This window comes from Rhodococcus sp. ACPA4, from assembly GCF_002300185.1.
Classification (GTDB): Bacteria; Actinomycetota; Actinomycetes; order Mycobacteriales; family Mycobacteriaceae; genus Rhodococcus_F; species Rhodococcus_F globerula.
Genome location: NZ_NSDY01000001.1, coordinates 2147758 through 2172424, shown reverse-complemented (window position 1 = coordinate 2172424; position 24667 = coordinate 2147758). Strand labels below are relative to the sequence as shown.

25 protein-coding genes and 1 riboswitch are annotated in these 24667 nt (G+C 62.7%); of the genes, 14 read left to right on the top strand and 11 right to left on the bottom strand.

What is annotated here, in order from left to right:
- Positions 1-114 precede the first annotated feature (114 nt).
- Positions 115-426: a rhodanese-like domain-containing protein gene (locus CJ178_RS09940; protein ID WP_045070729.1), complete on the top strand. Its 312-nt coding sequence runs from the start codon at positions 115-117 to the stop codon at positions 424-426.
- Here the strand turns inward: CJ178_RS09940 and CJ178_RS09935 are convergent.
- Positions 423-1508 (bottom strand): TDT family transporter, encoded by a 1086-nt coding sequence (locus tag CJ178_RS09935; RefSeq protein WP_095886621.1) that lies wholly within the window; start codon positions 1506-1508, stop codon positions 423-425. The two genes, CJ178_RS09940 and CJ178_RS09935, sit on opposite strands and share 4 nt — an antisense overlap.
- Before the next feature lie 91 nt (positions 1509-1599).
- Here CJ178_RS09935 and CJ178_RS09930 point away from each other — a divergent pair, with 91 nt between their 5' ends.
- Positions 1600-2511 (top strand): LysR family transcriptional regulator, encoded by a 912-nt coding sequence (locus tag CJ178_RS09930; protein ID WP_033231295.1) that lies wholly within the window; start codon positions 1600-1602, stop codon positions 2509-2511.
- A 3-nt stretch (positions 2512-2514) separates the two neighbouring features.
- Here CJ178_RS09930 and CJ178_RS09925 read toward each other — a convergent pair whose 3' ends face one another.
- Entirely contained in the window at positions 2515-2979 is a 465-nt protein-coding gene (locus CJ178_RS09925; RefSeq protein ID WP_033231525.1) for a tRNA (cytidine(34)-2'-O)-methyltransferase, read from the bottom strand.
- Between the two features lie 118 nt (positions 2980-3097).
- Between CJ178_RS09925 and CJ178_RS09920 the strand changes: the two genes are divergently transcribed.
- Positions 3098-3748 carry an excalibur calcium-binding domain-containing protein gene (locus tag CJ178_RS09920; protein ID WP_033231294.1) on the top strand — a complete coding sequence of 217 codons (651 nt, stop codon included), beginning with the start codon at positions 3098-3100 and terminating at the stop codon, positions 3746-3748.
- Between the two features lie 45 nt (positions 3749-3793).
- Entirely contained in the window at positions 3794-4402 is a 609-nt protein-coding gene (locus CJ178_RS09915; protein ID WP_033231293.1) for a pentapeptide repeat-containing protein, read from the top strand.
- 23 nt (positions 4403-4425) lie between these two features.
- Here the strand turns inward: CJ178_RS09915 and CJ178_RS09910 are convergent, their stop codons facing one another.
- Positions 4426-4701: a DUF1905 domain-containing protein gene (locus CJ178_RS09910; RefSeq protein WP_045070724.1), complete on the bottom strand. Its 276-nt coding sequence runs from the start codon at positions 4699-4701 to the stop codon at positions 4426-4428.
- Between the two features lie 22 nt (positions 4702-4723).
- Entirely contained in the window at positions 4724-5203 is a 480-nt protein-coding gene (locus CJ178_RS09905) for a GNAT family N-acetyltransferase (RefSeq protein ID WP_045070721.1), read from the bottom strand.
- Between the two features lie 64 nt (positions 5204-5267).
- On the opposite strand from CJ178_RS09905, the gene CJ178_RS09900 reads away from it, so the two are divergent.
- Positions 5268-6125 (top strand): bifunctional methylenetetrahydrofolate dehydrogenase/methenyltetrahydrofolate cyclohydrolase, encoded by an 858-nt coding sequence (locus CJ178_RS09900; protein WP_172936014.1) that lies wholly within the window; start codon positions 5268-5270, stop codon positions 6123-6125.
- A 4-nt stretch (positions 6126-6129) separates the two neighbouring features.
- Entirely contained in the window at positions 6130-6414 is a 285-nt protein-coding gene (locus CJ178_RS09895) for a DUF3017 domain-containing protein (RefSeq protein WP_033231289.1), read from the top strand.
- A 25-nt stretch (positions 6415-6439) separates the two neighbouring features.
- On the opposite strand, the gene CJ178_RS09890 is transcribed toward CJ178_RS09895, so the two are convergent.
- Together CJ178_RS09890 and CJ178_RS09885 are read right to left on the bottom strand one after the other, a co-directional pair.
- Positions 6440-7012 carry an SWIM zinc finger family protein gene (locus CJ178_RS09890; RefSeq protein WP_045070720.1) on the bottom strand — a complete coding sequence of 191 codons (573 nt, stop codon included), beginning with the start codon at positions 7010-7012 and terminating at the stop codon, positions 6440-6442.
- On the bottom strand, positions 7012-8844 hold the full coding sequence (locus tag CJ178_RS09885; protein WP_257013084.1) for a DEAD/DEAH box helicase: 1833 nt from the start codon (positions 8842-8844) through the stop codon (positions 7012-7014). The genes CJ178_RS09890 and CJ178_RS09885 overlap by 1 nt, the downstream gene beginning before the upstream one ends.
- Positions 8845-9041: 197 nt before the next feature.
- Between CJ178_RS09885 and CJ178_RS09880 the strand changes: the two genes are divergently transcribed.
- The gene (locus tag CJ178_RS09880; protein ID WP_095886620.1) at positions 9042-10034 is read left to right on the top strand and encodes an RCC1 domain-containing protein; all 993 of its coding nucleotides are present in this window, start codon (positions 9042-9044) and stop codon (positions 10032-10034) included.
- Between the two features lie 4 nt (positions 10035-10038).
- Here the strand turns inward: CJ178_RS09880 and metX are convergent, their stop codons facing one another.
- Positions 10039-11142: a homoserine O-acetyltransferase MetX gene (gene metX, locus CJ178_RS09875; protein WP_373557477.1), complete on the bottom strand. Its 1104-nt coding sequence runs from the start codon at positions 11140-11142 to the stop codon at positions 10039-10041.
- A gap of 32 nt (positions 11143-11174) precedes the next feature.
- Positions 11175-12470: a bifunctional o-acetylhomoserine/o-acetylserine sulfhydrylase gene (locus CJ178_RS09870; RefSeq protein WP_095886618.1), complete on the bottom strand. Its 1296-nt coding sequence runs from the start codon at positions 12468-12470 to the stop codon at positions 11175-11177.
- Between the two features lie 143 nt (positions 12471-12613).
- Positions 12614-12758, bottom strand: a riboswitch (SAM riboswitch).
- A gap of 306 nt (positions 12759-13064) precedes the next feature.
- On the opposite strand from CJ178_RS09870, the gene CJ178_RS09865 reads away from it, so the two are divergent.
- The 7 genes from CJ178_RS09865 (at position 13065) to yhjD (ending at position 19719) form a co-directional block, all read left to right on the top strand.
- Positions 13065-14288: an NADP-dependent isocitrate dehydrogenase gene (locus tag CJ178_RS09865; RefSeq protein WP_033231283.1), complete on the top strand. Its 1224-nt coding sequence runs from the start codon at positions 13065-13067 to the stop codon at positions 14286-14288.
- Between the two features lie 216 nt (positions 14289-14504).
- Complete coding sequence (locus CJ178_RS09860) at positions 14505-15644, top strand: MFS transporter (RefSeq protein ID WP_045070713.1); 1140 nt, start codon at positions 14505-14507, stop codon at positions 15642-15644.
- Between the two features lie 25 nt (positions 15645-15669).
- Positions 15670-16515, top strand: a complete 846-nt coding sequence (locus CJ178_RS09855) for an exodeoxyribonuclease III (protein WP_045070712.1) — start codon at positions 15670-15672, stop codon at positions 16513-16515.
- A gap of 9 nt (positions 16516-16524) precedes the next feature.
- Positions 16525-17067, top strand: a complete 543-nt coding sequence (locus CJ178_RS09850; protein WP_257013083.1) for a ribonuclease domain-containing protein — start codon at positions 16525-16527, stop codon at positions 17065-17067.
- On the top strand, positions 17067-17561 hold the full coding sequence (locus CJ178_RS09845) for a barstar family protein (protein WP_095886616.1): 495 nt from the start codon (positions 17067-17069) through the stop codon (positions 17559-17561). Before CJ178_RS09850 ends, CJ178_RS09845 begins: the two co-directional genes overlap by 1 nt.
- Before the next feature lie 26 nt (positions 17562-17587).
- Positions 17588-18622 (top strand): tryptophan--tRNA ligase, encoded by a 1035-nt coding sequence (gene trpS, locus CJ178_RS09840; RefSeq protein WP_045070708.1) that lies wholly within the window; start codon positions 17588-17590, stop codon positions 18620-18622.
- A 59-nt stretch (positions 18623-18681) separates the two neighbouring features.
- Positions 18682-19719: an inner membrane protein YhjD gene (gene yhjD / locus CJ178_RS09835; protein WP_095886615.1), complete on the top strand. Its 1038-nt coding sequence runs from the start codon at positions 18682-18684 to the stop codon at positions 19717-19719.
- Here the strand turns inward: yhjD and CJ178_RS09830 are convergent.
- Genes CJ178_RS09830 through CJ178_RS09820 form a run of 3 tightly spaced genes read right to left on the bottom strand, consistent with a single transcriptional unit; the run spans position 19716 to position 24642 of the window.
- Positions 19716-21548, bottom strand: a complete 1833-nt coding sequence (locus CJ178_RS09830; protein ID WP_095886614.1) for a glycosyltransferase — start codon at positions 21546-21548, stop codon at positions 19716-19718. The two genes, yhjD and CJ178_RS09830, sit on opposite strands and share 4 nt — an antisense overlap.
- Positions 21545-23449: a hypothetical protein gene (locus CJ178_RS09825; RefSeq protein ID WP_095887917.1), complete on the bottom strand. Its 1905-nt coding sequence runs from the start codon at positions 23447-23449 to the stop codon at positions 21545-21547. The genes CJ178_RS09830 and CJ178_RS09825 overlap by 4 nt, the downstream gene beginning before the upstream one ends.
- Positions 23446-24642 (bottom strand): NAD-dependent epimerase/dehydratase family protein, encoded by a 1197-nt coding sequence (locus tag CJ178_RS09820; RefSeq protein ID WP_095886613.1) that lies wholly within the window; start codon positions 24640-24642, stop codon positions 23446-23448. The genes CJ178_RS09825 and CJ178_RS09820 overlap by 4 nt, the downstream gene beginning before the upstream one ends.
- Between the last annotated feature and the right edge of the window lie 25 nt (positions 24643-24667).

Sequence of the window (24667 nt, the reverse complement as noted above, 5' to 3'; positions counted from 1 at the left end):
GTGGTTAGGCCAGGTCGTCGCGTCCGCTGCCGGAGGCACCCGCGTACCGTTACGGCAGAGCTAGGTTACCGAGGAAAGCCGGCAACCGCCGATACGAGAGTAGGACTGCGCACAATGTTGGAAGTCGATATCACTGCACTGGAAGCGGCACTGGCGGCAGGTGAGCCGTTGATCGATGTGCGGGAGGCAGACGAGTTCGCCCAGGTGCGTGTCCCCGGTGCCGTACTGATCCCGATGAGCGAGTTCGTCTCGCGGATGGGGGAGATCCCCGATGCCGAGACGGTGTACGTGATCTGCGCAGTCGGTGGCCGCAGTCTCCAGGTTGCCGAGTACCTCCAGGGTCGCGGCATCAACGCTGTTTCCGTACGTGGCGGAACGATGGAGTGGCACCAGTCCGGGCGCGAGGTCGAAACCGGCGCCGTCTAAGCGGGCGCGGGCAACGCTCCGCTACGGATGGAGTTCACGGTGCGCGCTGCCACTGTGGCCCAGATCGGGATGAGTGCAAGCAGCAGCGCAGCGGCAACCGCGAGGATCAGTTGTGAATCGGTGGCAATACCAAAAGCGTTGGCGCCGACGGCACAGGCTCCGATCGGGAAGGTGAAACTCCACCAGCCGAGAGAGAACGACAACCCGCCTCGCAGGGCTCGGATCGTGACTGTCGTGACGGCGATGAACGCCACCACGCCGAGTGCGCCGACTACGGTGCCGTACACAAGCCCGAAGGTGTGCAGGGCGTCGGCGGTGTCTGCGGCGACGGCGTGGCGCGCTGCGTCGGCCAGGAGATTGGCGGCGCCGATCGACTGGCCGATCACGCCGAGCGGGATCCACAGTGACGGAATGGCATTGAACGGAATCGCGTCGACGCCGCGAGCACGGTTGTCGGCGAACTGCCGAGCGACGGCTGTGGCGATGATCAGTGCGGCCGAGAGCGCCAGCGCGAACATCACGTAACAGAACACGAGAACCGACGTGCGGAGGGCACCTTCAGTCAGGTGTGTTGTCACCGCCGCTCCTGTCGTCGCGGAAACCATCGGCGGTACGACGGGCATGAGCCAGAACGGCATGGCCGTCGCCATGCCGGCGTCGCGGACCAGACGGACCATCATGACGACATAAGTGCACAAGCCCAGGGTTGTGCCCAGCACCCAGAGAGTTATCGAGATTGTCACCGCCGCGCTGTGGCCGAGATAGTTCGCGCCGGTGACACCGGTCGCGGACCCGACTGTCACCAGGGCCATTGCCACCGCGCCGTAGAACGGGAACATTGCGGGGCTACGGAGGTAGGCGAGTGCAAGATCGCGGTGGGTGATCCAATGCGCGGCAAACGCGCCGATCAAAGCGATCAGGATGGCCGCGGCGAGGAACCAGAAGAGATCCGCCACCACGTGTAGTGCCGCGACCTCGTGTTGGAGAGACGCGGCTGCCACCGACACGATTCCCGTTCCCATCGCTGCCGCAAACCAGTTCGGGGTGATGTGGGCGAATGCGGACGGGGTAGCGGTGCTCATGCATTCCAGTGTGTCGGTGTCGGGTTTGCCGACGGTAGATGGCCTGTTGTTGAATGCCCACAAATGGCGCTTGTGGGTCTAATCTGAACGCATGTCGCTGTCCCCGCGAGTCCCGGAACTCAGCGCCCTCGACGTCCTTCTGTCTGTGGGCCGCCTGGGAAGCATGGGCGCTGCCGGTCGGGAGCACGGACTGAGTCAACAGGCGGTCAGTGCCCGGGTTCGATCGGTTGAACGCCAACTCGGGATCAAAGTCTTCGATCGTGCCGCAACCGGTGTTCGCCCGACGGCTGAAGGTGGGCTGATTCTCGAATGGGCCAGTCACATACTCGTTACCGCAGAAGAGATGGCGTCCGGTGTTGCTGCGCTGCGCGGCGAACGTGACGCGGCTGTCACGGTTGCGGCAAGTATGACCATCGCCGAGTACCTCGTACCGGGGTGGACGGTAGCCATGCGCCACAAGTTCCCCAGCGTCGTAGCTTCGGTCAGTCTCCACAACTCTTCCGACGTCTCCGCGCAGGTTCAGGCCGGTCGAGCCGACATCGGTTTTGTCGAAGGCCCGGACGTGCCGAGCTCACTCGCGTCCTGTGAAGTGGCGCGTGACCATCTGGTTGTTGTTGTGCCGCCAAACCACGAATGGGCTAACGGCGCTCCCGTTCCGGTGGAGGAGTTGGCCCGCACACCGCTCATTCAACGGGAATCGGGATCCGGGACTCGAATGACACTCGAAAACGCGGTACCTGATTGTGCGCCACCACTTCTCGAGCTGACGTCGTGCACTGCCGTCAAGGCCGCTGTCGTTGCGGGTAACGCGCCGGCCGTGTTGTCATCCTTGGCTGTTGCCGCTGATCTCACCGACGGCCGGTTGGTTGCCGTGACCGTCGAAGGTCTGCGGATGCCCCGCAGATTGCAGGCAGTCTGGGATCCGGTGCGAGGATTGCGCGGCGCGGCGCGGGATTTCCTCGACATCGCACTCGGTTCCAACACTGCTGTTCACTCGCGCTGAGGCTCAGACAGCACCCTTGAATCCGTGTTGACGCCACGCTTCATAGGTGACCAACGCCGCTGCGTTGGAGAGATTGAGTGAGCGTCGGCCGGGGAGCATCGGGATACGCAGACGCTCGGTGATGTGCTCGTCAGCCAGGACTTCCTCGGACAAACCCGTCGGTTCGGGACCGAAGAGCAGAACGTCGCCGGGTTCGTACGCGATATCGGTATACGGGACGGTTGCATGTGCGGTGAAGGCAAACACCCGTGCCGGGGTTACGGCCTCCCACGCTGCAGTTAGGTTCTCGTGGACAGTCACGGTCGCCAAGTCGTGGTAGTCCAACCCCGCTCGCTTGAGCTTCGGTTCGGACAGGTCGAACCCGAGTGGGCCCACCAGGTGTAGTTCACAACCGGTTCCCGCGACCATGCGGATCGCGTTACCGGTATTGGGTGGAATGCGGGGCTCGTGGAACATGACTCGGAACACCACAAAACCCTACCGCGCATGCCATTGGCGGCCGCGATGTCGGGGTTTTTCCCATTCAGTTACCAAACTGCAAAGTTTGTGGGAATCTGATTGCCGCATTCTTCTCAGAACGGACAAAATGAACACTCCTGCCGGTTGGAATCCCGACCCCTTCGATCCGACGATCGACCGCTACTGGGACGGCCAGCAGTGGACGGCTCAAACCCGTCCCAAAATTGTCGACGCCCCGACGCAGGTGTTCGGAGCACCAGGCTCGCCGCGGCAGGACCCCACCGCACCGGACGATCAGAAACGCCGCAAGTGGCCGTGGATCGCGGGCGTTGCCGCAGCCGGGGTTGCGGTAATCGGAATTGCGGCAGGGACGGGAGGCTCCGAAGAGTCGAAGACCCCGGCGGCGACTTCCTCGACGACAGTGGCAGCGACAACTACGCAGGCAACGACAACGACCACAGTCAAGCCCACAACCACGACCGTCGCGCCTGCGACCACCACGACGGTGGCTCCGACTACGACGACAACACTCGCCATAGTCCCGTTAGTTCCGCAAGTAACCACAACGACCCAGTACGTTCCACCGCCTCCCGCCTACGTGCCGCCGAAGACGACTGAGCCCGCGTACATTCCGCCGCCGGTCAAGGTGCCTGATGCCGGGGTGTATTACGCGAACTGCTCAGCGGTAAAGGCTGCTGGTGCAGCGCCGATCTACCGCGGTGACCCGGGCTATTCCTCGAAGCTCGACCGTGACAACGACGGCGTGGCCTGCGAGTAGTAGGCGGTCGAGTTGCTGTCGGTAGTGCGGGGCAGTATGTAGGTCATGCCCCTCGAAGAATCCGACAACGTAGTCGGCGAAGACTATTCCGATGCTCGATTGCCGGGAAAGGTGTGGCGCCAGCGCACGTTCACCAATTGTGTGTTCCGTGACGCAGACCTCACGGGCATGACGACGGAATCGGTGGTCTTCGACAACTGTGATTTCACCGGCGCAGATCTGGGGGAGTCGGAGCACATCGGTAGTGCGTTCCGTTCATGCAACTTCGCGCGGACCAGCCTGTGGCACAGCACCTTCCGAAACTGCACTTTGATGGGATCGACGTTCGACGGATGTCGCATCCGGCCGTTGACGCTCGACGAGGTGGACTTCTCGCTCACCTCGTTGGGCGGCGCGGATCTGCGGAGGATCGACTTCACGTCGTGCCGCTTCCGCGAAGCGAATCTCGTGCGCACGGATATGCGTGATGCGATTCTGGTGTCGGCGGATCTGTCGGGCGCTCGTACCGGTGGACTCAAACTCGACGGCGCGGACCTGCGCGGCGCGCGCGTCGATCCGGGTCTGTGGACGTCTGCAGTCGTGGCAAACGCCAAGATCGAATTGATGCAGGCGGTGGCGTATGCGTCGGCGCACGGTTTGGTTGTCGACCTGTAGATGCAACCGGTCAACAGCGGGAGTTACCGCTCCAGGCGTTCCTCCAGCCGAATCGTCACGAGGTCACCGACGTCTTTGCCGATGGCTGTGCGGATGTCGGCCTTGACCGGGAGCTTGTGAGTGCCGTCGCCCAAGGCCATGAACGAACTCTGAAACGGATGTCCGTCGATTGTTCCGCGCACCTTGACCAGTCCGCGGGTACGGAAGTATTCGGCGGACTCCGGCCAGATCACGTATGTCCAGCCACCTTTCGCGTCACTTTTGCGCAGTGTGGCGGTGAATACCTTGTCCAACAACATGGTGGCATGCCCTTTCGGTTGGTCAGCGAATGAATTCTCGGGCCAGCAGATCCATGAGCAGTCCGTCCTTCCACTCGCCGTGACGATCGCGTGAGTACTCGCGCATCACCCCGACGTCCCTGAACCCGACCGATCGATAACACGCGATTGCCGCCGTGTTCTCCACTTCCGGATCGATGATCAATCGGTGGAACTTCAGATCGTCGATCAGGTGCGCACACAGAACGCGTATCGCCTCACGACCGAATCCGCGGCCGTGGACAGCCGGATCGAGAAAGAGATCGAGACCGGCGTGGCGGAAGTCCGGGTTGTCGTCGTCGGCGTACCACTGAATGAATCCGATCAGGTTCCCGTCGTGGAAAATGCTGTAGCGAATGGTGCCGGGCTCCGGAGCGGCAGGCCAGTCGTCGGCTGGATTCTGCCACCATTCGGCCACATCGGGATGCAGATGGATGGCCCGCAGACGGGCATGATGATCGGCGGCGACGGGTGCAAGAACCACCCTCGGACCGCGTAGTTCCGGAGCCGTTGTCACGCATCGACCCTAACCTGGAACAATGGTCGCCGTGACTGCAACGATCCTGGACGGTAAAGCTACCCGCGACGAAATTTTCGAAGACCTGAAGGTGCGGGTGAACGCGCTGAAGGCAGCGGGTATCACGCCCGGACTTGGCACCATTCTCGTTGGTGACGACCCGGGATCCGCAGCGTACGTGCGCGGCAAGCACAACGACTGCGCCAAGGTCGGCATCAACTCCCTGCGCCGTGACCTGCCTGCCGACATCACACAGGAGCAGCTCAACGCCACCATTGACGAACTCAACGCCAATCCCGAGTGCACCGGATACATCGTGCAGTTGCCGCTGCCCAAGCACCTCGACGAGAACGCAGCGCTCGAGCGCATCGATCCCGACAAGGATGCCGACGGCTTGCACCCGGTGAACCTCGGCCGTCTGGTTCTCGGCAAGGAAGCTCCGCTGCCGTGTACGCCGCGCGGAATCCTGCACCTGCTCCGCCGCTACGAGGTGCCGATCGCCGGCGCTCACGTCGTTGTTGTCGGCCGCGGTGTCACCGTCGGCCGCCCTATCGGACTGTTGCTGACGCGTCGTAGCGAAAACGCCACCGTCACGCTGTGCCATACCGGTACCCGTGATCTGGCTGCCGAGGTTCGTCGTGCAGACATCGTCGTTGCTGCCGCCGGCGTTCCCGGACTCATCACCGCCGACATGGTCAAGCCGGGCGCTGCTGTGCTCGACGTCGGAGTCAGCCGCACCGACGACGGTTTGCGTGGTGACGTTGCTGCCGACGTCAACGACGTTGCGGGCTTCGTCTCGCCCAATCCCGGTGGAGTGGGCCCGCTGACCAGGGCGTTCCTGATCACCAACGTGGTGGAGCGCTCCGAGCGAGTTCTGGCCGGAGCCTGACGACATGACCTCACCGGTTGGCCTCGTGAAGAAGAATTTGCCGATGATCACGGTTCTCGCCGTGATCGCAGCCGCGGTTGTTCTTGTCCTGGCCGACCGGTGGCGTCGCGGTTCGCTGGTCTTGGGGGTGGCGGTCATTATCGGTGCAGCTGCCCGCTGGTGTTTCCCACAGAATCGCGTGGGACTGCTCGCGGTGCGCGGCAAGAAGTTCGACACGGCGGCCATGGGCGTCATGGGTGCGTTGATCGTCTCGCTTGCTCTGACCATCGATCCGCTCGGTACGGACTGAGTCAGTCCACTCGGCACGGACTGAGTCAGTTGTAGAACGACCCGACGTTTATCTCGCGCAACGGAATCCACTCACCCTGTAGTTTCTTGGCGGCGGAGTTCCGCCTTTTCGCCTGCTTGGTTCGAAGCGTGACGGCAAGTGCAGGTTCTTCGTCGATCCGGCCCGCCAGGGCGTAGATCGCCGCAAGATGGTGAACGCAGGGCGTGCGCCGACTCGAACAGTCACACGTGGCCGTGCATTCGGAAAGATTCACGGCCACAGTGATATCGCGCGCCTGTAGATCCGCGACGACGCTGTCCGGTAGCTCTCCGGTCGATACGGACCGGTTCGTGGTGCCTAGCGCCCGAATCATGCGGGCCGCGGTGTCGGATTGTGTCTTGTCCCAGAGCGGTACGGTGACAACAACAGTCGAGGTCTTACCCTTGGCGGTGACCTGGGCGGAAACCGTACCGGCAGAAATGTCCGTGAAGGTGACACCACCGTTGCGGGCCAGTGTGCGTGCGGTGGGCAAGGTGGGGTTTCGTCCGGATGTCGACGTTTGCTCAACCGTCCGCAACCACACACGGCCCCATGCGGTCACTCCGAATTCGGTGGCCATCAGATGATCACCGCGCCGTCGAGTTCGAGCAGTTCACGTAGTTCGCTGTCGGGAAGATTTGCGAGGGCTCCTTCGGAGTTTCCGGAAATCGACTCGGCTACAGCTCTTTTGGATTCGTGCATGGCGGCGATGTGATCTTCGACGGTTCCTCCGGTGACCAGGGTATGGACGTTGACGGTGCGCTGCTGGCCGATTCGATGGGCGCGGTCGGTGGCCTGATCTTCGACGGCAGGGTTCCACCACCTGTCGTAGTGAACGACGTGACTGGCGCGGGTGAGATTGAGTCCGAACCCGGCCGCGCGCAGGCTCAGAATGAGAATGGGCGAGGACGTGTCGTCGGTTTGGAAGGCGTCGACCATGGCGTCGCGACTGGCAACGTTGAGACCGCCGTGGAGAAAGGGAACATCTGCGATGCCCAGTTCGGCCGCGAGGTGTTTCGACAGTAGTTCGCCCATCGTGCGGTACTGCGTGAACACCAGGGCCCGATCACCGTCGTCGACGATCTCTGCAAGCATTTCGGTTGCGCGATCGAACTTTCCGGAACGGCCACGGAGATCCTCGCTGTCGCCGGTGACCTGAGCGGGGTGGTTGCATACCTGCTTGAGAGTGGTGAGCAGTGCAAGGACGTTGCCGCGTCGGGCAATTCCGGTGCCCAGTCCGGTATCGAACGCGTCCGCGACCGCCGCCCGGTAGATTCGCGCCTGTTCCGACGTGAGGGTGCACGCGACGGTCGAGAACTGCTTCGGCGGAAGATCCTTGGCAACAGCATCTTTGGTTCGGCGCAGCACGTATGGCTCGATGATCGTCGCCAACCTTGTTGCGGCGGACGCCGAGCGGCCGGATTCGATCGGGACGGCAAAACGCTGCCGAAAGCGTGCACGAGTTCCCAGTACAGCCGGATTGGCGACGTGGAACAAACTCCACAACTCTTCGAGACGGTTCTCGACCGGCGTGCCGGTCATCGCAACTTTGACGGTGGCATTCAGTTGCATTGCAGCTTTGGCGGCCAGCGACGACGGATTCTTGATCTGCTGCGCTTCGTCGAAGATGGCCGACGCCCACCGCGGCGTCTCCAGTTCGGCTGTGTCCGAACGTAAGACGCTGTAGCTGGTGAGTACCACGGTGCCTTTACCTAGTTCCGCAGGCAGTGTGCGGCCGGACCCGTGATGAATGTGAAGGCTCAGGTGCGGCGCAAACCGCTCGATCTCGCGTCGCCAGTTTCCGATCACCGACGTCGGGCAGACAACAAGATGCGGGCCGTCTGCGGCTCTGATCGCGATCATCGAAATGGCTTGCAGCGTTTTACCCAGGCCCATTTCGTCGGCGAGTATGCCGCCACCCGTCTCGGTCAGCGACGTCAACCACTCCACTCCAAGAACCTGGTACGGGCGCAAAGTCGCTTGAACCCGTGCATGATCGAGTGCGTCCACCACAGTTTGTGCGTGAATGAAGCGCTGTATCGCCGAGGCAGCACTTCTGATGACAGTGTCGCCGCGGTAGAGAGCGGCGTGCCCGGCTGGTGGCATGGTGCCGTGTTCGCCGCCCCCGATCACCCGCTTCCAGGCGCGCACCGACTCTCCGATACCAGGTTGATCCACGTTCGCAACCTGCAATGCCGTTACCACGTCGGCGAATTCGACAGTCCGAATATCGACGTCGACGGGCGTGATGACGTTGTCGACGGGTACAGCCATTCGGGCAACGGCGGCACTGCCGGTAGGGAGCCCCAACTCCGCCAGATGCCCGGCTGTATCCGGGACGCCCCAGAACCCGAACGCCATGTTCTCGGGAAGGTAGGTCGCCTGCAGCTGATCCGGGCACGGTTGAGTCACGAGCGCCGATGGTAGCCGTGATCGATGACCGCGGGCCACCGGATACGTCCCCGAAAACCGCAGATCAGTTGTGGTTCTCCCGACATTGACGGGAGGCGACGAGTCCGCTCTGACGGAGAACCGGACATTTCCTTCCTCGGACGTGATAGTCATTGTCCGTAGATCCGCAGTACCTGACACTTGCGAATAAGGAACCAATGAAGCTACGAAAAAATCTCTCAGGTAGGCACTTTCGACTGCTCGTCGCTGCTGTCGGTGTGGGAGTGCTGGCACTTGCCACCGCAACGGGTGCCGCCGCCGCGCCGGTAGGTGTTCCCGTTACGAGTCCTGGCGGCGTCACCATGTGGGGCGGGGCCGACGACAATCAGCGCGACGGCGTCCCGACTCGGGGCAGTGTCGCCGCGATTGCTGCCGGCGATCATCATTCGGTGGCGTTGACCACCGACGGCCACATCGCCGCGTGGGGACACAGCGCGTGGGGAGAGCGTGACGGAGTTCCGACCGGTGGTCGTTTCACCGCGATCGCGGCGGGTGAGGACCACGCGGTAGCCCTTACTGCCGACGGACACATTGCTGCGTGGGGAAGTTCCGAATTCGGGCAACAGGACGATCTCCCGGCACGTGGTGGGTTCACCAGGATTGCTGCCGGTACTTACCACGGGTTGGCGTTGACTCCTGAAGGAACAATCGTGGACTGGGGCAGCGAGGAGTACGGGCAGCGGGCCGATGTCCCGACCGATGGCGGTTTCACCGCGATCGCCGCCGGTAACTTCCATTCGCTGGCGCTCACGACCGACGGCCACATCACCATGTGGGGCGGCAGTGCCGAAGGGCAGCGCGACGGGCTACCGACCGAGGGTGGGTTCACCGCGATCGCTGCGGGCGAGGACCATTCCCTCGCGTTGACCGCCGACGGTCACATCGTGATCTGGGGCAGCAACGAGTACGGGCAGCGCACCGGTACTCCGACCGGCGGCGGGTTCACCGCGATCGCCGGCGGCTTCCGCCATTCGGTGGCGCTGTCGGCCGACGGCACGATCACTGCCTGGGGCAACAACGAGAACGGGCAACTGGGCGGTGTCCCGACCGGAGACGGATATACCGCCGTCGCGGCCGGGGCCTATCACTCGATAGCCCTCGGCGCGCAGACGGCGTCGACCGGTTCGCTCGGAAGTCTGACCGGAAGCTGAATGCTCAGCGTGTCGTGCGCGCCAATTCCATTGTGCGGCGCAACAGTTTTGCTACAGCGTCGGCTTCGGTGAGGAACCCGTCGTGCCCGTCCTTGGAATTCAGGATTTCGAGGCCGGTGCATGTCGGGATTCCGGCGGCGATCTCTTCCTGCAGGCGCAGCGGGTAGAGACGATCGGAATCGACTCCACCGACAACGACCGGCACGGTGATGGACGCCAAAGCCGCTGCGACACCACCGCGTCCGCGGCCGATGTCGTGACGGTTCATAGCCTCGGTCAACAGCACGTAGGTGCTGGGATCAAAACGCGACACGAGCTTGTCTGCCTGATGTTCCAGGTAGCTTTGAACCGCGTATCGTCCACCGTTCCAGGGGTTTTCATTTCCCTGGGCGGTGTTCTCGAAACGTGTGTCGAGTTCCGATTCGGCGCGGTAGGTGAGGTGCGCAATGCGCCTCGCGATACCGAGGCCGGCCCGGGGTGTGCGCCCGGTTCCGTGGTAATTGCCGCCCTGCCAATCGGGGTCGGACATGATGGCGGCGATTTGTGTTGTCTGTGTACCGATTTGATCGGCTGTCGCGCGTGAACCCGTAGCCAGTACCAATGCGGAGTTCAGATTCTCGGGGTACGACACAGCCCATTCGAGGGTGCGCATACCGCCCATGGAGCCGCCGACTACCGAAGCCAGTCGATCGATGCCGAGCAGGTCGATCAGCTTCTTCTCGGCTGCGACCTGATCGCGAATGGAGATGCCCGGAAACCGGCTACCCCACGGTTTGCCGTCCTCGGCAAGGGAACTCGGGCCGGTGGTGCCACGACAACCGCCCAGAACATTGGTCGCAATGACACACCATTCGCCCGTGTCGACAGGTTCGCCCGGGCCGACCATTCCGTTCCACCAACCGGGTGACGGCTGATTTTCGGACGCCGGACCGGTGACGTGTGAGTCCCCGGTCAGGGCATGTTCCACGAGCACGACGTTGTCGCGGTTCGGGGACAGCTCGCCCCACCGTTGAACCGCAAGCGATACCGACGGCAGCACGGCGCCGTTCTCGAGTTGCAGCGAGCCGATGTCGACGGTTCCGACTCGGCCGTCCGGCGGCGGCAGGATATCCGCGACCGCTGTCTGAGCTTCGTTGACGGTCAAGACGTTGCCGCCGCGGTGAGGCCGGTTTCGAGGTCGGCGAGGATGTCGGCGATGCCTTCGATTCCGACGGCGAGGCGAACGAGACCGGGGGTGACGCCGGCTGCGAGTTGTTCCTCGGGGGTGAGCTGGGCGTGAGTAGTGGAGGCGGGGTGGATGACGAGAGAGCGGACGTCACCGATGTTGGCGACGTGGCTGTGCAGAGTCAGGGCGTTGACAAACTTCTTGCCGGCATCGATGCCGCCGGGCAGTTCGAAGGTGACGATGGCGCCGGTTCCCTTGGGGGTCAGCTGCTTTCCGCGTTCGTACCACGGTGAGGAGGGGAGTCCGGCGTAGGAGACGGACGCGACGGCGGTGTGGCCTTCGAGGAATTCGGCCACCTGCTGGGCGTTGGAGACGTGGCGCTCGATGCGCAGGCTCAAGGTTTCGATGCCCTGGGCGATGAGGAACGCGTTGAACGGTGCGACGGCGGAGCCGAGGTCGCGCAGGAGTTGTACACGCGCCTTGAGAGCGTAGGCGGGTGCGCCGAGGTCGGCGAACGTGACGCCGTGGTAGCTCGGATCGGGGGTAGTGAAGTTGGTGTGTCTGCCTTGCGTCCAGTCGAAAGTGCCGCCGTCGACGATGACGCCGGCGATGGCCGTGCCGTGTCCGCCGAGATATTTGGTGGCGGAGTGCAGCACGATGTCGGCGCCGTGTTCGAGGGGGCGAAGCAGGTACGGCGTCGCGACGGTGTTGTCGACGATCAGGGGGAGGCCGTTCTCATGAGCCACCGCTGAGATCCCGGGGATGTCGAGGATGTGGTTCTTGGGATTGGCGATGGTTTCGCCGAAGAAGGCCTTGGTGTTGGGGCGGATGGCTTCGCGCCAGTGGTCGAGGTTGTCGGGATCCTCGACGAACGTGACTTCGATGCCGAGCTTGCGAAGCGTGTAGTGCAGGAGGTTGTAGGTGCCGCCGTACAGGTAGGGGCTGGCGACGATGTGGTCTCCGGCCTCCGCGATGTTGAGGATCGCGAGGGTTTCGGCGGCCTGACCCGAGGACAGGAGGAGTGCCGCGACACCGCCTTCGAGTGCAGCAATGCGCTGCTCGACGGCGTCCTGCGTTGGATTCATGATGCGCGTGTAGATGTTGCCCGGCTCAGCAAGGCCGAACAGCGCGGCGGCGTGGTCGGTGCTGTCGAAGACGTAGCTGGTGGTCTGGTAGATCGGCAGTGCGCGCGCGTTGGTGGCGGTGTCTGCGGTTTGTCCGGCGTGGACCTGCTTGGTCTCGAAGGACCAGTTAGCTGAGATGTCGGTCATGATTTGTGTACTCCAGTGGTCTGACGGATAGCTGTCGGACGGGGGCGAATGATCGCCGCCCCGTGCTGGGGTCTATCTACAAGTGCGACACATACTGAAAAACCTCCGTGGGGCTCGGCCCGGTCTGGGGTCCGTCCCTGTCGGACCCGCGCTTGTCGCCTGGAAATCCGGTGAAGCTGCAATTGCGCAGTTTCGCCTCGAGGCGACCTGGTCATCACCCGGGGCACCCCACCGCGGTTGGAGGGTTGCCGTCCAGCGAGCCGGGGCTTGACGCTGGTACTCATGACCGAGCTGAATTCTACCGGGAGTGAAGCCGAAGGATGACGCGGGTCGAAGTGTGCGGCGTCACCAGTCGCCATTCGACGCGACGGTGCCCACTAGCAGGCAAAAGTTACCGGTGAGTAGTGACTCGGAGGAGGGGCTGCCGGTTGCGGCCCCCAGCGTTAGCAGTACGCTTGTCTTGTTTGGGACTCATCTCCCGGGATCAGTCCACACAGTCTAGGTTTGATAATCGAACCGTTCGCGGACTCACTCACAAAGTGTGACCGCAACCGTGTAACCAGGGGAAACTTCCTAGGAGGACGCGAAGCACCCATGTCCAAAATAAAGGTTGAGGGCACCGTCGTCGAACTCGACGGCGACGAGATGACACGCATTATCTGGCAGTTCATCAAAGACAAGTTGATCCACCCGTACCTCGATGTGAACCTCGAGTACTACGACCTCGGTATCGAGTACCGCGACGAGACGGATGACCAGGTCACCATCGACGCCGCACACGCGATCCAGAAGCACGGCGTGGGCGTCAAGTGCGCCACCATCACGCCGGACGAGGCTCGTGTCGAGGAATTCGGTCTCAAGAAGATGTGGCGTTCCCCGAACGGAACGATCCGCAACATTCTCGGCGGCACGATCTTCCGCGCACCGATCATCATCTCGAACGTTCCGCGACTCGTCCCGGGCTGGACCAAGCCGATCATCATCGGCCGTCACGCATTCGGTGACCAGTACCGCGCCACAGACTTCAAGGTCCCCGGCCCCGGCAAGGTGATGATCACCTACACGCCTGAGGACGGAAGCGCACCGATCGAGCACGAACTGGTCAACTTCCCCGAAGAGGGCGGCGTCGTCCAGGGGCAGTACAACTTCACCACGTCCATCCGTGACTTCGCTCGCGCGTCGCTCACCTACGGACTGCAGCAGAACTACCCGGTGTACCTGTCCACCAAGAACACCATTCTCAAGGCGTACGACGGTGCCTTCAAGGACATCTTCCAGCACGTCTACGAGACCGAGTTCAAGGCTGAGTTCGATGCCGCAGGTCTGACCTACGAGCACCGCCTCATCGACGACATGGTCGCTTCCGCACTCAAGTGGGAGGGCGGCTACGTCTGGGCATGCAAGAACTACGACGGCGACGTCCAGTCCGACACCGTGGCTCAGGGCTTCGGCTCGCTCGGCCTCATGACGTCGGTTCTCCTGACACCGGACGGAAAGACCTGTGAGGCAGAGGCTGCTCACGGCACCGTCACGCGTCACTACCGTCAGCACCAGCAGGGCAAGCCCACCTCGACCAACCCGATCGCGTCCATCTTCGCGTGGACCCGTGGGCTCGAGCACCGTGGCAAGCTCGACAACACCCCTGAGGTCATCGGCTTCGCGCAGCAGCTCGAAGACGTTGTCATCAAGACCGTCGAAAGCGGCCAGATGACCAAGGACCTCTCGATGCTGGTCGGCGGTGACCAGGGTTACCTGACCACCGAAGAATTCCTCGGTGCGCTCGACGTGAACCTGCAGAAGTCGATGGCAGCCAAGTAGTAAAAGTTCCACAGCTTCACTTTCAGATGGGACGCCCGGGCACTCCGGGCGTCCCATTTGTGTCTGCTCTGTGCCTGCGGTCTCACGTGAGCGAACTCACCTGCTCTCACTTGGAAGTTCAACCAAGGGTGCGACCACAATTGACCAGTGACTTCGTCTACCCTTTCCCGCCCTGACGCCCCGACATCCGGGGTTCGCTCTGCCAGAGGCCCGGCGATGCTCGCGTTGGCGCTCGGCGGATTCGGAATCGGCACCACCGAGTTCGTGGCGATGGGTCTCCTGCCGGAGATGGCAACCGGGCTGGGCGTATCCGAGCCCACCGCCGGTCATGTCATCTCCGCCTATGCGCTCGGCGTTGTGGTCGGTGCGCCGCTCATCGCGGCCCTGACTGCTCGGATCCCGCGGCGCACATTGTTGATCGCGCTCATGATCGCGTTCACGGTGGGCAATGCCGCGTCGGTGTTCGCGCCGTCGTACACCACGCTGATGCTCGCCCGGTTTGTCGCCGGGTTGCCGCACGGTGCCTACTTCGGTGTTGCCGCCCTCGTTGCGGCGCATCTGGCTGAACCGGGTAAACGTGCCAAAGCCGTTGCCATGGTGATGATGGGTCTTTCCGTTGCCAACGTCGTCGGTGTGCCGGCTGCCGCGTGGCTCGGGCAGACCGTGGGATGGCGGAGTGCATTCGCACTGGTCGCAGTCATCGGTGCCGTCACCGTGGCGTCGCTGCTCGTCTGGATCCCGCGCCTCGACGCTATGCCGATCACCAACCCGATCACCGAACTCAAGGCGCTGGGCCGCATCCAGGTGTGGATGACTCTGATCGTCGGCATGGTCGGATTCGGCGGCATGTTTGCCGTGTACACGTACATCAGCACGACGTTGACCGACGTGTCCGGTCTGGGTGCGTCGTTTGTTCCGCTGGCGCTCATGCTCTACGGGCTGGGCATGGTGGCCGGCAACTTCGTCGGTGGCTACCTCGCTGACCGGGCGCTCATGAAGGGCCTGTTCGTATCGATGGCGTCGCTGGCGATCATTCTCGCGATCTTTGTTCTCGCCGTTCGCAACCCGTATACGGCGTTGCTCTTCGTCTTCCTCATCGGGCTGGCCGGTGCGTCCATGGTTCCGGGGCTGCAGACCCGCTTGATGGACGTTGCCGAGGACGCCCAGACCTTGGCCGCATCGCTCAACCACGCCGCCCTCAACATCGCGAACGCGTTCGGAGCCTGGATCGGTGGGGTAGTGATCGCCGCCGGTTTCGGTTACACAGCGCCCGCCGCCGTCGGTTCGCTCCTCGCCGTCGCGGGGCTCGGTGTCCTGGTGGTTGCGGTGATCCTGCAGCGTAGAGCCGCGAACTGAGAACACGTCGGCATCATCGGCTACGGTGCTTGCCGTGCCACAAACAGCTGACTCTCATATTCTCGCGCCTCACACGATCACGTCGGTGAACGTCAACGGCATTCGTGCCGCAGCCCGCAAGGGTATGACCGAATGGCTCGAGAAGACCGACGCGGATTTCATCTGTCTGCAGGAAACCCGAGCATCCGACAAGCAGTTGCACGAGACTCTCGAACCCGCTCTGTCGAACGGCTGGTTCCTCGTTTCGGCCGAGCCGTCGGCGAAAGGCCGCAACGGCGTCGCAGTCCTGTCCAGGGTCGAAGCCGATGCCGTCCGTATCGGTTTCGGTGACGACGAATTTCAGGACGCCGGACGCTACATCGAAGCGGATTTTGCCGACCTCACGGTGGCAAGTCTCTACCTGCCGACCGGGGAGGCTCTGACCCCGAAGCAAGAGGCGAAAGAACGGTTCATGAGTTCGTTCGCGGCTCACCTCGCGGTCACCGCTGCCGCAGCCGAGACGGCCGGGCGACACGTTGTGGTCAGTGGTGACTGGAACATCGCGCACAACGAAGCCGACCTGAAGAACTGGAAGGGAAACAAGAAGTCCTCCGGCTTCCTGCCCAGCGAGCGTGAGTGGATGGACGTCCTGTTTGCGGACGAGTCCCCCTGGGTCGACGTGTTCCGGGCATTGCATCCGGGCGTCGAAGGACCGTACTCGTGGTGGTCGTACCGCGGTAAGGCATTCGACAACGACTCCGGGTGGCGCATCGACTACCAGGTGGCGACCCGAGCGTTTGCCGAGCGCGCCAAGGCAGGGTTGATCGAACGCGCGGAATCCTACGATCTGCGTTGGTCAGATCACGCTCCCGTCACCGTCTCCTACCGGTAAGGCAATCGCATGCCCGAAGGCTCGAAGATGCCGAGCGCGAAGACACTCAAGGCCGTAGGCACCGTCGTCGTTGCAGTGGTCGCGGTTGTGCTGGCGATGGTGCTGTCGTCGCAAGACTCCGACAGTTCGGCAACGGCCGGCTCGGCGACCTCGACCACGTCGAGTTCGGCGATGACATCAACTCAGGTCAAGCCCGGGGCGACCACCAAGGCGGCGCAGTCGACGTCGGCCCAGGCGCAGTCGACGTCGGCCCAGAAGCCGGTGAGCAGCGATGCGCCTGCGCGGGTACTCGCCACGTTGGTCGAGATCGACGCCGGACGGTGGCCGGACTCCGCGAATGCGGTGGGAACCAAGGGCGGCGTTACCTTCCGTAACAGCGAGGGCAGGTTGCCGGCAGTCGGCGCCGGCGGTGGCCGCGTTGTCTATCAGGAGTGGGACGTCAATCCGAAGAAGAGTGGTCAGGGCCGTGATGCCGAGCGGATCGTCACCGGAAACGACGGTTCCGCGTGGTACACCCTCGATCACTACGAGACCTTCACAAGGATTCGCTGATGCCTGATCGCGAAACTGTCGGTGTCGATCGGTGGCTCGACCCGGAATCCGGCGTCTCGTCGGTGGCGGTGTCGGGTGAACCGGCACTTCTGGACGAGTTGGCGCGTGATCTCCGGATGCGTGATCTTGTTGTCCGCACGGTTCGCGGATCGCACATGCAGACCACGGCGCAGGTCTTCGACGAGTTTGCGGCAGCATTTCAGTTTCCGTCACACTTCGGTCGCAACAAGGACGCCTTCGACGACGTCATGCGTGACCTCGACGACGTACTCGGCCTCGGCGCCGGGTTTGTCGTTCTGGTTCGAGAGGCTGAGCTGTTGCTGCGCGGCGAACCTGATCAGCTGCCCTGGTTCCGGGAGTCGATGGATTTCTACGCCGACGAATGGGCGCCCGCCACGTTCGGTACCGCGTACCAGTTCGGCTCGGGTTCCGAAGAAACCTTTGCGTCGGAACTCACGGTGCTCCGCTACCCGGAGACCACACACACTCCCTGAATCGCCCGCGTGGAAAGATCGGAAGCATGTCGACCCCTGCAGAACAGAAGCCCACGGCAAAGCCTCGCGTGCTTTCCGGTATCCAGCCGACGTCGGATTCCTTCCACCTCGGTAACTATCTGGGCGCATTGCAGCAGTGGGTGGGGCTGCAGGACGAGTTCGACGCCTTCTACTTCGTCCCGGACTTGCATGCCATCACCGTGACGCAGGACCCCAAGGAACTGCGTCGACGCACCAAGGTTGCCGTGGCGCAGCTACTTGCAATCGGGATCGACCCCGACCGCGCAACGATCTTCGTCCAGAGCCAGGTTCCCGAGCATGCTCAGCTTGCATGGGTCCTGAATTGCATCACCGGTTTCGGCGAGGCCAGCCGCATGACGCAGTTCAAGGACAAGTCGTCCAAGCAAGGCAGTGACAACGCCAGTGTCGGGCTGTTCACCTACCCGGTTCTGATGGCTGCCGACATCCTGCTGTACCGCCCGCAGCGCGTTCCGGTCGGTGAGGACCAGCGTCAGCACCTCGAGCTTGCCCGTGACCTCGCGAACCGTTTCAACTCGCGCTACGGCAAGTCGTTCGTCGTTCCTGAACCCCAGATCATCAAGGGCACCGCCAAGATCTACGACCTGCAGGACCCGACGTCGAAGATGAGCAAGTCGGCAGCGAGCGACGCCGGTCTGATCAATTTGCTCGACGATCCCAAGGTGTCGGCCAAGAAGATCAAGTCGGCAGTCACCGACAACGAGCGTGAGATCCGCTTCGACCCGCAGGCCAAGCCTGGTGTCAGCAACCTGCTCACCATTCAGTCGGCCCTGTCCGGTGTACCGATCGAGACCTTGGTCGCGGGCTACGAAGGCAAGGGGTACGGCGATCTCAAGACTGATACTGCGGACGTGTTGGCGCAGTTCGTGACTCCGCTCAAGGCCAAGGTCGACGGCTATCTTGCCGACGAGGCCGAACTGGATCGCATCATTGCCGCCGGCGCGCACCGGGCCCGTGAGGTCTCGTCCCGCACGCTTGCGACCGTGTACGAGAAGGTCGGGTTCCTGCCGCCCAAGGGCTGAGCACGGCGCAAGTGAAGGGCTGACACGAAACAGGTCGATACAGAAATAGGGGGACATCTGTGGCTGAATCAGTTGTCGTAGAGGAGCCGAGTTTTCTCGACAAGCAGCGGGCAGCGCGGCCGTGGCTCGATCACCTTGTTCGAGCGGGTATGCGATTCCAGAACCAGAAGGGCGACTACTACGCCGCCGGGATCACGTACTTCAGCGTCCTCGCTCTGATTCCGATCATGATGGTTGCGTTCGCGGTGGCCGGTTTCGTGTTGGCCGGCCACCCCGAATACCTGACTTCGATTCAGGAAGAGATCACCAAATCCATCCCCGGCAGCCTCGGTGACACCATCAACAGCTTGATCGACTCGGCAATCGACTCTCGCGCCAGTGTTGGTGCGGTCGGCCTTCTTGTCGCGTCGTACGCGGGTCTCGGCTGGATGGCCAATGTCCGCGACGCGCTCACCGCGATGTGGGAGAGCAAGCGTGACTCCAAAGGGTTTGTCAGAACCAAAGTCGGCGATATCGGGGCACTGCTCGGTCTGGGCGCAGCCTTGGTTATTTCACTCGGCATGTCGGCGCTCAGCAGTGGGCCGGTAGCGCGTCAGGTTGTCGTGTGGCTCAACCTCGAGAACATCACCGGCGTCGGCGTCGGACTGCGAGTCTTGTCGACGGTGCTGTCGATCCTGGCAACCTGGGCGGTGTTCCTGTGGGTGATCGCACGATTGCCCCGTGAACCGGTGAATCTACGCAGCGCCGCCAGTGCGGCACTGATGGCGGCTCTGGTATTCGAAGTGTTCAAACAGGTTGGTGCGATCTATCTTTCGGCGGTCAGTAGTGGCCCGGCCGGCGTCGCATTCGGGCCGATTATCGGTTTGCTCGTATTCGTGTTCACCGCTTCGCGCATGCTGCTGTTCTGCACCGCCTGGGCTGCGACGACCAAGAAAAGCATGGCACTGGCTTACATCCCGCCGCCCGATCCGGCAATCATCGCGCCGCGGGTTGTCGTCAGCGAAGGGATGTCACCGTCACGCGCAGCGGCATTGATCGGAACGGGCGCTTTGGCGGCTCTCGGACTGTCGGGGCTCGTGCGCAGAAAGAATCGCTAGGCATGCTTCTGGCGTAGCAGTGTTCGGGGGAGATGTGGGTGCATCGGTGGATAGATCAGGCTGAGTGTGGATGCCAGAGTGAAGTAGCTGCGTAGTAGTCGGAAACAGAGGTACGCCGGAATGTACTTCACCGAACTCGGCCGCCAGATCAAACAGACGACGACGGTCATGATCATCGACATCCCCAACAAGGTGGCCACGATGGGCTGCCATTGCAGGGTCGTGAACGTCGATTGGAACGCCAATCCGGCGATTGTGGCGAAGAGGAGCAGTGGCGCGAGCATCGCGCGTCGGGCAGCGTTGACCAAGTTGAACGGAAGCACGAAGGTGCCGATCATCGTTTGTCGGTCGAACAGAATCGCGCGATTGCGTGCGGTGAGGTGGTAGATACTGCGGAACCATCGTGTTCGCTGTTCACGTAAATGGGCGTAAGAGGCGGGGGTTTCGCTGTAGTACACGGCGCTCGGATCGGCCACGCTGTGATAGCCGGCGGCGGCCAGTCGCATGCAGATGTCGGTGTCTTCCCCGTTCATTCCTTGCACGATGCCGCCGACTTCGAGCAGTTGACTCCGGCGGTAGATGGCGAACATACCGGGAATGCCCATGACGCCTTGGTAGCCGTCGAGGGACACCTGGAAGAAGCCGTGGCGCATGTACACCTCGACCAATCGGCATTTGTCGATCCAGGTTCTTTCCTCGCGGGGCATCGGTATCCCGCCGACGCAGCCGACGTGCGGGTTGGCGAAGTGGCGCATCGCGGTCTCGAGACAGCGCGGCCCGATTACCGTGTCGGCGTCGATGCGTACGACGAACTCTTCCGTGATGTGCTCGATTCCCAGGTTCAGTGCAATGGCTTTCCCCGGGGTCGGGCAGTCGAGCACGGTGCCGGTGATGTTGGTGCACTCGCGGATGATCCGTTCGGCGACATCGTGTGTGGAGTCGGTGGAGGCATTGTCGACGACGTAGAGATGGATTTGTCCGGGATAGGTCTGGGCGGCCTCGTCGACGGCGACGATGGTGTCCTCGATGTCGTGGGCCTCGTTGTGGGCGGGAACGAGAATTGCTGCGGGCGGCGAGAACTCATGGCGGCGTGACTTTTTCAGTGCCCGTACGCCCAGCGCTGCAGTCGAGACTGCCAGGAGCTGTTGCATCAGGAACACACCCGCGCCGATACCGCCGAGTATCGCCCAGCTTTTCAGGACTTCGACGAGGTCGTAGAGAACGTTGAGTGCGATCGCTGCACCCGCGATCGCGAATACCAGGCAACCCGCCAGCTTGAGGAAGGCGCTCAGGGGTATTCGCGGGTCGAGGGGCAGTGGGCCTTGGGGTGGTAGTTGAGCTTGCCGCAGGATGGTGTGCGGGAAGATGCCCAGTGCGATCAGCCCCGAGATCATCTGGGCTCCGAATACGGAGATCGAGATGATCCCGGCCTCGTGGAGTAGCCACGCGAGAGTATCGATGACGATGCAGAACAGTGCGTACTTGCCCAGCAGGGACACTCCGATGAAGACTCTGCGCCAGATATTCGAGTAGGCATGGATGGCGTAGGTCAGGAAGAACATCACGAGAAACAGTCTCAGCGGGAAGACAACGGTTCCTCGCCCGTCTGACAGGATGACCAGGTCTCGTGGCAGGTGGACGAGACCGGAATGAATCAGAAGTGTTCGGATGCACATGGCGATGATCGACAGTCCTGCGAACGTGACCAGGAATCCGTTGGTTCCGCTCGGCGGACGATCGACGGCATAGTCCGCCGGCGCACTGTCGACCGACCGGAAGTGGTCGATGACCGCTCCGGCCTCGTGTGGATCGTGCTTGACGTCGGTCATCGGGGTGCGATCACCCGTGCGGGGGAGTTGGGAGCGGTGGTGCCGTCGGTATTGACCACAAAACTGCCCTGCGACGTGACGACTCGAGCGTATTCGCTGCCGAAGTCCGGCACGGGTATGGTCCCGGGCTTCCCGACGTACTCGATGACCAAGCCGCCGGCACCTGTTGTGCTGGTGGCCGTTTCGACGATCATTCCGTCATCGAACGCGGTGATGTCCAGTGCGGGGTCGGCGGCTCCCGAGCGAATGCGGCCGTCCTCGATCCGTACCGGCGGGTTCACTTCCGGGCTTTGTCCGATCAGCACGAACGGTCTGCCCGGCGCCGGAGCGGAATTCCAGAAGAACTCCGGATCGTAGTGAGCCGGAATGAATTTCGTCAGAGTTGGAATGGTGGCATTGAGTTCGTCGACTGCACTTGTTTTCGCGGAGTCCGGCCAGTAGACGGCAAACCCAGGGGCCAGCGCCTGCGGCAGCGCCGTGAATCCCGTCCCGAGATCGTCACCGAGAAGGAGTGCCGAGGTGGGCTGGAGTTGTATGGGATAGGTGGTCACGCGCACGTCGCAGCCGCCGAGGTCGCGGTCGCGTTGGACGGTCAGAGTCAGGGTGTTCTCCAGCAGTTGCGCCGCCGCGGGCAAGGAGACGATGGCCTGCGTCGACTGCCCGTCGAGCCTGCGACTGTCGACCAGTTGCCCGTTGAGTTGGACGTTGAGAATCCAGGTGAGATCGTCGGGCGAGGCAGGGAGCGCCATCGCTACCCGAATCGATTGCGGCAGAAGGCCGCCGGGCAAGTCGGCAAGCGAGTAGCCGATCCGCCATCGGTGGGTGTCGGCAATGTTCGTGGCGGAGGTGTCTGCGCCAAGCGTATTCACGCCGACCTCGGTGCCAACAGTCGGTGAAGTGTCGAGCGCCCGTGGATCGCTCCGATCCGAATCGGCGGTGGCTACTTCGGGGAGGGTGAGGAATCTCGAGATCAGGGCTCCGCTTGGCGCGAGCACTCCGATGACAGCAGAGTCGTCGACTGTACCGAGCGCGATACCGTCGCTTGCGTCAGTCTCACCGGACGTGGACCAACCGAGGTCGGCTAGCCTCTCGGCGGGGCCGATGAGCAACGCATTCTGCGCATCAGAACTCGGAACGGCATCCGAATAGGTCACCTCGTACCCGGCTCGGGTCAACGCGATTCCCATCTGCGCCGCCGTCGTGCGCCACTCGTCGTTCTGATCGGCAAGCACGATGGTGAGGCGACGATCCCACGACACGACCGCATCCCGTACGGTGTGTACACGCTCGGTGAGGGCTGCCTCCACCACGCTCGCAGGATCGAGGTGGACCTGCATTCCGGCCGAATGGTCGGGGGTACAGGTCCGGTTGTCCAAGGTTCCCTCGATCTGGACCTGAACACGGACCTGACCGTCGCTCGACAGTCCTTCCGGGACATCGACAATCACGTCGAGTCCGTTGTTCCCTCGTGCCACCTCACTCTTGTAGACCTGCTGCCCATCCATTCTCACGATCAAGAAGACAACGCTGTCCTCCGCCACCTGCGTCGTTCCGGTCAAACGGAGACGAGTCTCGCGGCGCGCCGAGTCGGCGGGGAAGGTGACGGCAAAACTCGTCGACGGGGAATCGTCGGTGAGCCAGACGCCGTCCTCGTAGCCGGCGCCCGACAACGATTTTGTGTAGTGACGATCCGCCGGAACGTCCAGGCTCGTATCGTCCACGTCGCGGGTGAACCACAGCGGCCGTACCAGCACGAAGACCAGCAGAAGTGCCAATGCCACACCCAGGATCCACCACGCGGAACGTGGAACGGTCCGGCCGCGCTCACCCCGGAAGTACCCGGATTCCGGAGCAGCAGGTTGCGCTTGCCGCTCGTCGTCGGGCTCGCCTCCGCCGCTCACTCGACCTGCTCCGTAGCCACCGATCGCCGGTTCCTGTTCCAGTAGGAGGTGCACGGAATTCGGCTCACGTCGACGCGATCGGTGTATTTCTGGGCGATCTCGACCGACTCCTTCAGAAGGCCGGTGGCCAATCTGGTCGGTTCGAGACCCAGCCCGATCAATGTGTCGTTGCGGGCGCTGAGCTGGTTTTCGTCGGCTTCGGCCCGCGGATTGGGCACCTCACTGATGTCCGCGCCGACCGTCTGGGCAACCAGGTGGGCCAGATCTGCCACTCTATGGGTTTCGGTCACCTGGTTCATCACGCGTACCCGGCCGTCGACGGAGGCCGCGGTTTCGGCGGCCAATCGTATGCAGCGCACTGTGTCCCGGATATTGATGAAGGCTCGCGTTTGCCCTCCCGTCCCGTGCACGGTGAGCGGATGGCCGACTGCTGCCTGCACCAGAAAGCGGTTGAGCACCGTCCCGAAGTCGCCGTCGTAGTCGAAGCGGTTGATCAGTCGTGGATCGAGATTCGTCTCGTCGGTTTGAGTACCCCACACGATCCCCTGATGCAGATCGGTGATGCGCACGCCGTCGTTGCGCGCGTAGAACTGGAACACCAACTGGTCCAACGACTTGGTCAGGTGATACACGCTTCCGGGGGCAGTGGGGTAGAGGATTTCGCGGGTATGCGCGTTCCCGTTCCGGTCGGGGTAGGTCACGGTGAGATACCCCTCGGGTAGATCCACCGGTACCGACTCGTACCCGTACACACCCATCGTTCCGAGATGGACTACATGAGCGTCGATGCCCGTGTGCACGAGCGCGGCCAGCAGGTTGTGAGTCGCATTGAGATTGTTGTCGACCGTGTAACGCTTGAGGTCCGGTGATTTCATCGAATACGGTGCCGCCCGCTGCTCGGCGAAGTGCACGATCACCTCCGGACGGAATGTATTCAGCAACTCCGTCAACGCCTCGTAATCGCGGGCGAGATCGAATTCGACGACGTCGATGCGGTGCCCCGTCACGTCGGCCCATGCTCGAACTCGCTCTGACAGAGGGGAAATGGGAGTGAGTGACTGCACTCCGAGTTCGTCGTCGATTCGTCGCCGAACGAGACTGTCGGCGATCGTCACCTGATGTCCGTGCGCCGAAAGATGAAGCGCGCTCGGCCAACCGCAGAATCCGTCACCGCCGAGGATCAGTATTCGCATTGTTCACCTTTCATGCGCGAGAGCG

What these genes read in the sequence shown, in the direction of transcription:
- CJ178_RS09910 (WP_045070724.1), bottom strand. Translation starts at nt 4,701, where the DNA reads ATGTTGTTGGACAAGGTATTCACCGCCACACTGCGCAAAAGTGACGCG.
- CJ178_RS09890 (WP_045070720.1), bottom strand. Translation starts at nt 7,012, where the DNA reads ATGGCCACCGAATTCGGAGTGACCGCATGGGGCCGTGTGTGGTTGCGG.
- CJ178_RS09870 (WP_095886618.1), bottom strand. Translation starts at nt 12,470, where the DNA reads ATGACCGACATCTCAGCTAACTGGTCCTTCGAGACCAAGCAGGTCCAC.
- CJ178_RS09860 (WP_045070713.1), top strand. Translation starts at nt 14,505, where the DNA reads ATGCTCGCGTTGGCGCTCGGCGGATTCGGAATCGGCACCACCGAGTTC.
- CJ178_RS09895 (WP_033231289.1), top strand. Translation starts at nt 6,130, where the DNA reads ATGACCTCACCGGTTGGCCTCGTGAAGAAGAATTTGCCGATGATCACG.
- CJ178_RS09935 (WP_095886621.1), bottom strand. Translation starts at nt 1,508, where the DNA reads ATGAGCACCGCTACCCCGTCCGCATTCGCCCACATCACCCCGAACTGG.
- CJ178_RS09930 (WP_033231295.1), top strand. Translation starts at nt 1,600, where the DNA reads ATGTCGCTGTCCCCGCGAGTCCCGGAACTCAGCGCCCTCGACGTCCTT.
- trpS (WP_045070708.1), top strand. Translation starts at nt 17,588, where the DNA reads ATGTCGACCCCTGCAGAACAGAAGCCCACGGCAAAGCCTCGCGTGCTT.
- CJ178_RS09940 (WP_045070729.1), top strand. Translation starts at nt 115, where the DNA reads ATGTTGGAAGTCGATATCACTGCACTGGAAGCGGCACTGGCGGCAGGT.
- CJ178_RS09920 (WP_033231294.1), top strand. Translation starts at nt 3,098, where the DNA reads ATGAACACTCCTGCCGGTTGGAATCCCGACCCCTTCGATCCGACGATC.
- CJ178_RS09830 (WP_095886614.1), bottom strand. Translation starts at nt 21,548, where the DNA reads ATGACCGACGTCAAGCACGATCCACACGAGGCCGGAGCGGTCATCGAC.
- CJ178_RS09845 (WP_095886616.1), top strand. Translation starts at nt 17,067, where the DNA reads ATGCCTGATCGCGAAACTGTCGGTGTCGATCGGTGGCTCGACCCGGAA.
- CJ178_RS09865 (WP_033231283.1), top strand. Translation starts at nt 13,065, where the DNA reads ATGTCCAAAATAAAGGTTGAGGGCACCGTCGTCGAACTCGACGGCGAC.
- CJ178_RS09880 (WP_095886620.1), top strand. Translation starts at nt 9,042, where the DNA reads ATGAAGCTACGAAAAAATCTCTCAGGTAGGCACTTTCGACTGCTCGTC.
- CJ178_RS09850 (WP_257013083.1), top strand. Translation starts at nt 16,525, where the DNA reads ATGCCCGAAGGCTCGAAGATGCCGAGCGCGAAGACACTCAAGGCCGTA.
- CJ178_RS09915 (WP_033231293.1), top strand. Translation starts at nt 3,794, where the DNA reads ATGCCCCTCGAAGAATCCGACAACGTAGTCGGCGAAGACTATTCCGAT.
- CJ178_RS09820 (WP_095886613.1), bottom strand. Translation starts at nt 24,642, where the DNA reads ATGCGAATACTGATCCTCGGCGGTGACGGATTCTGCGGTTGGCCGAGC.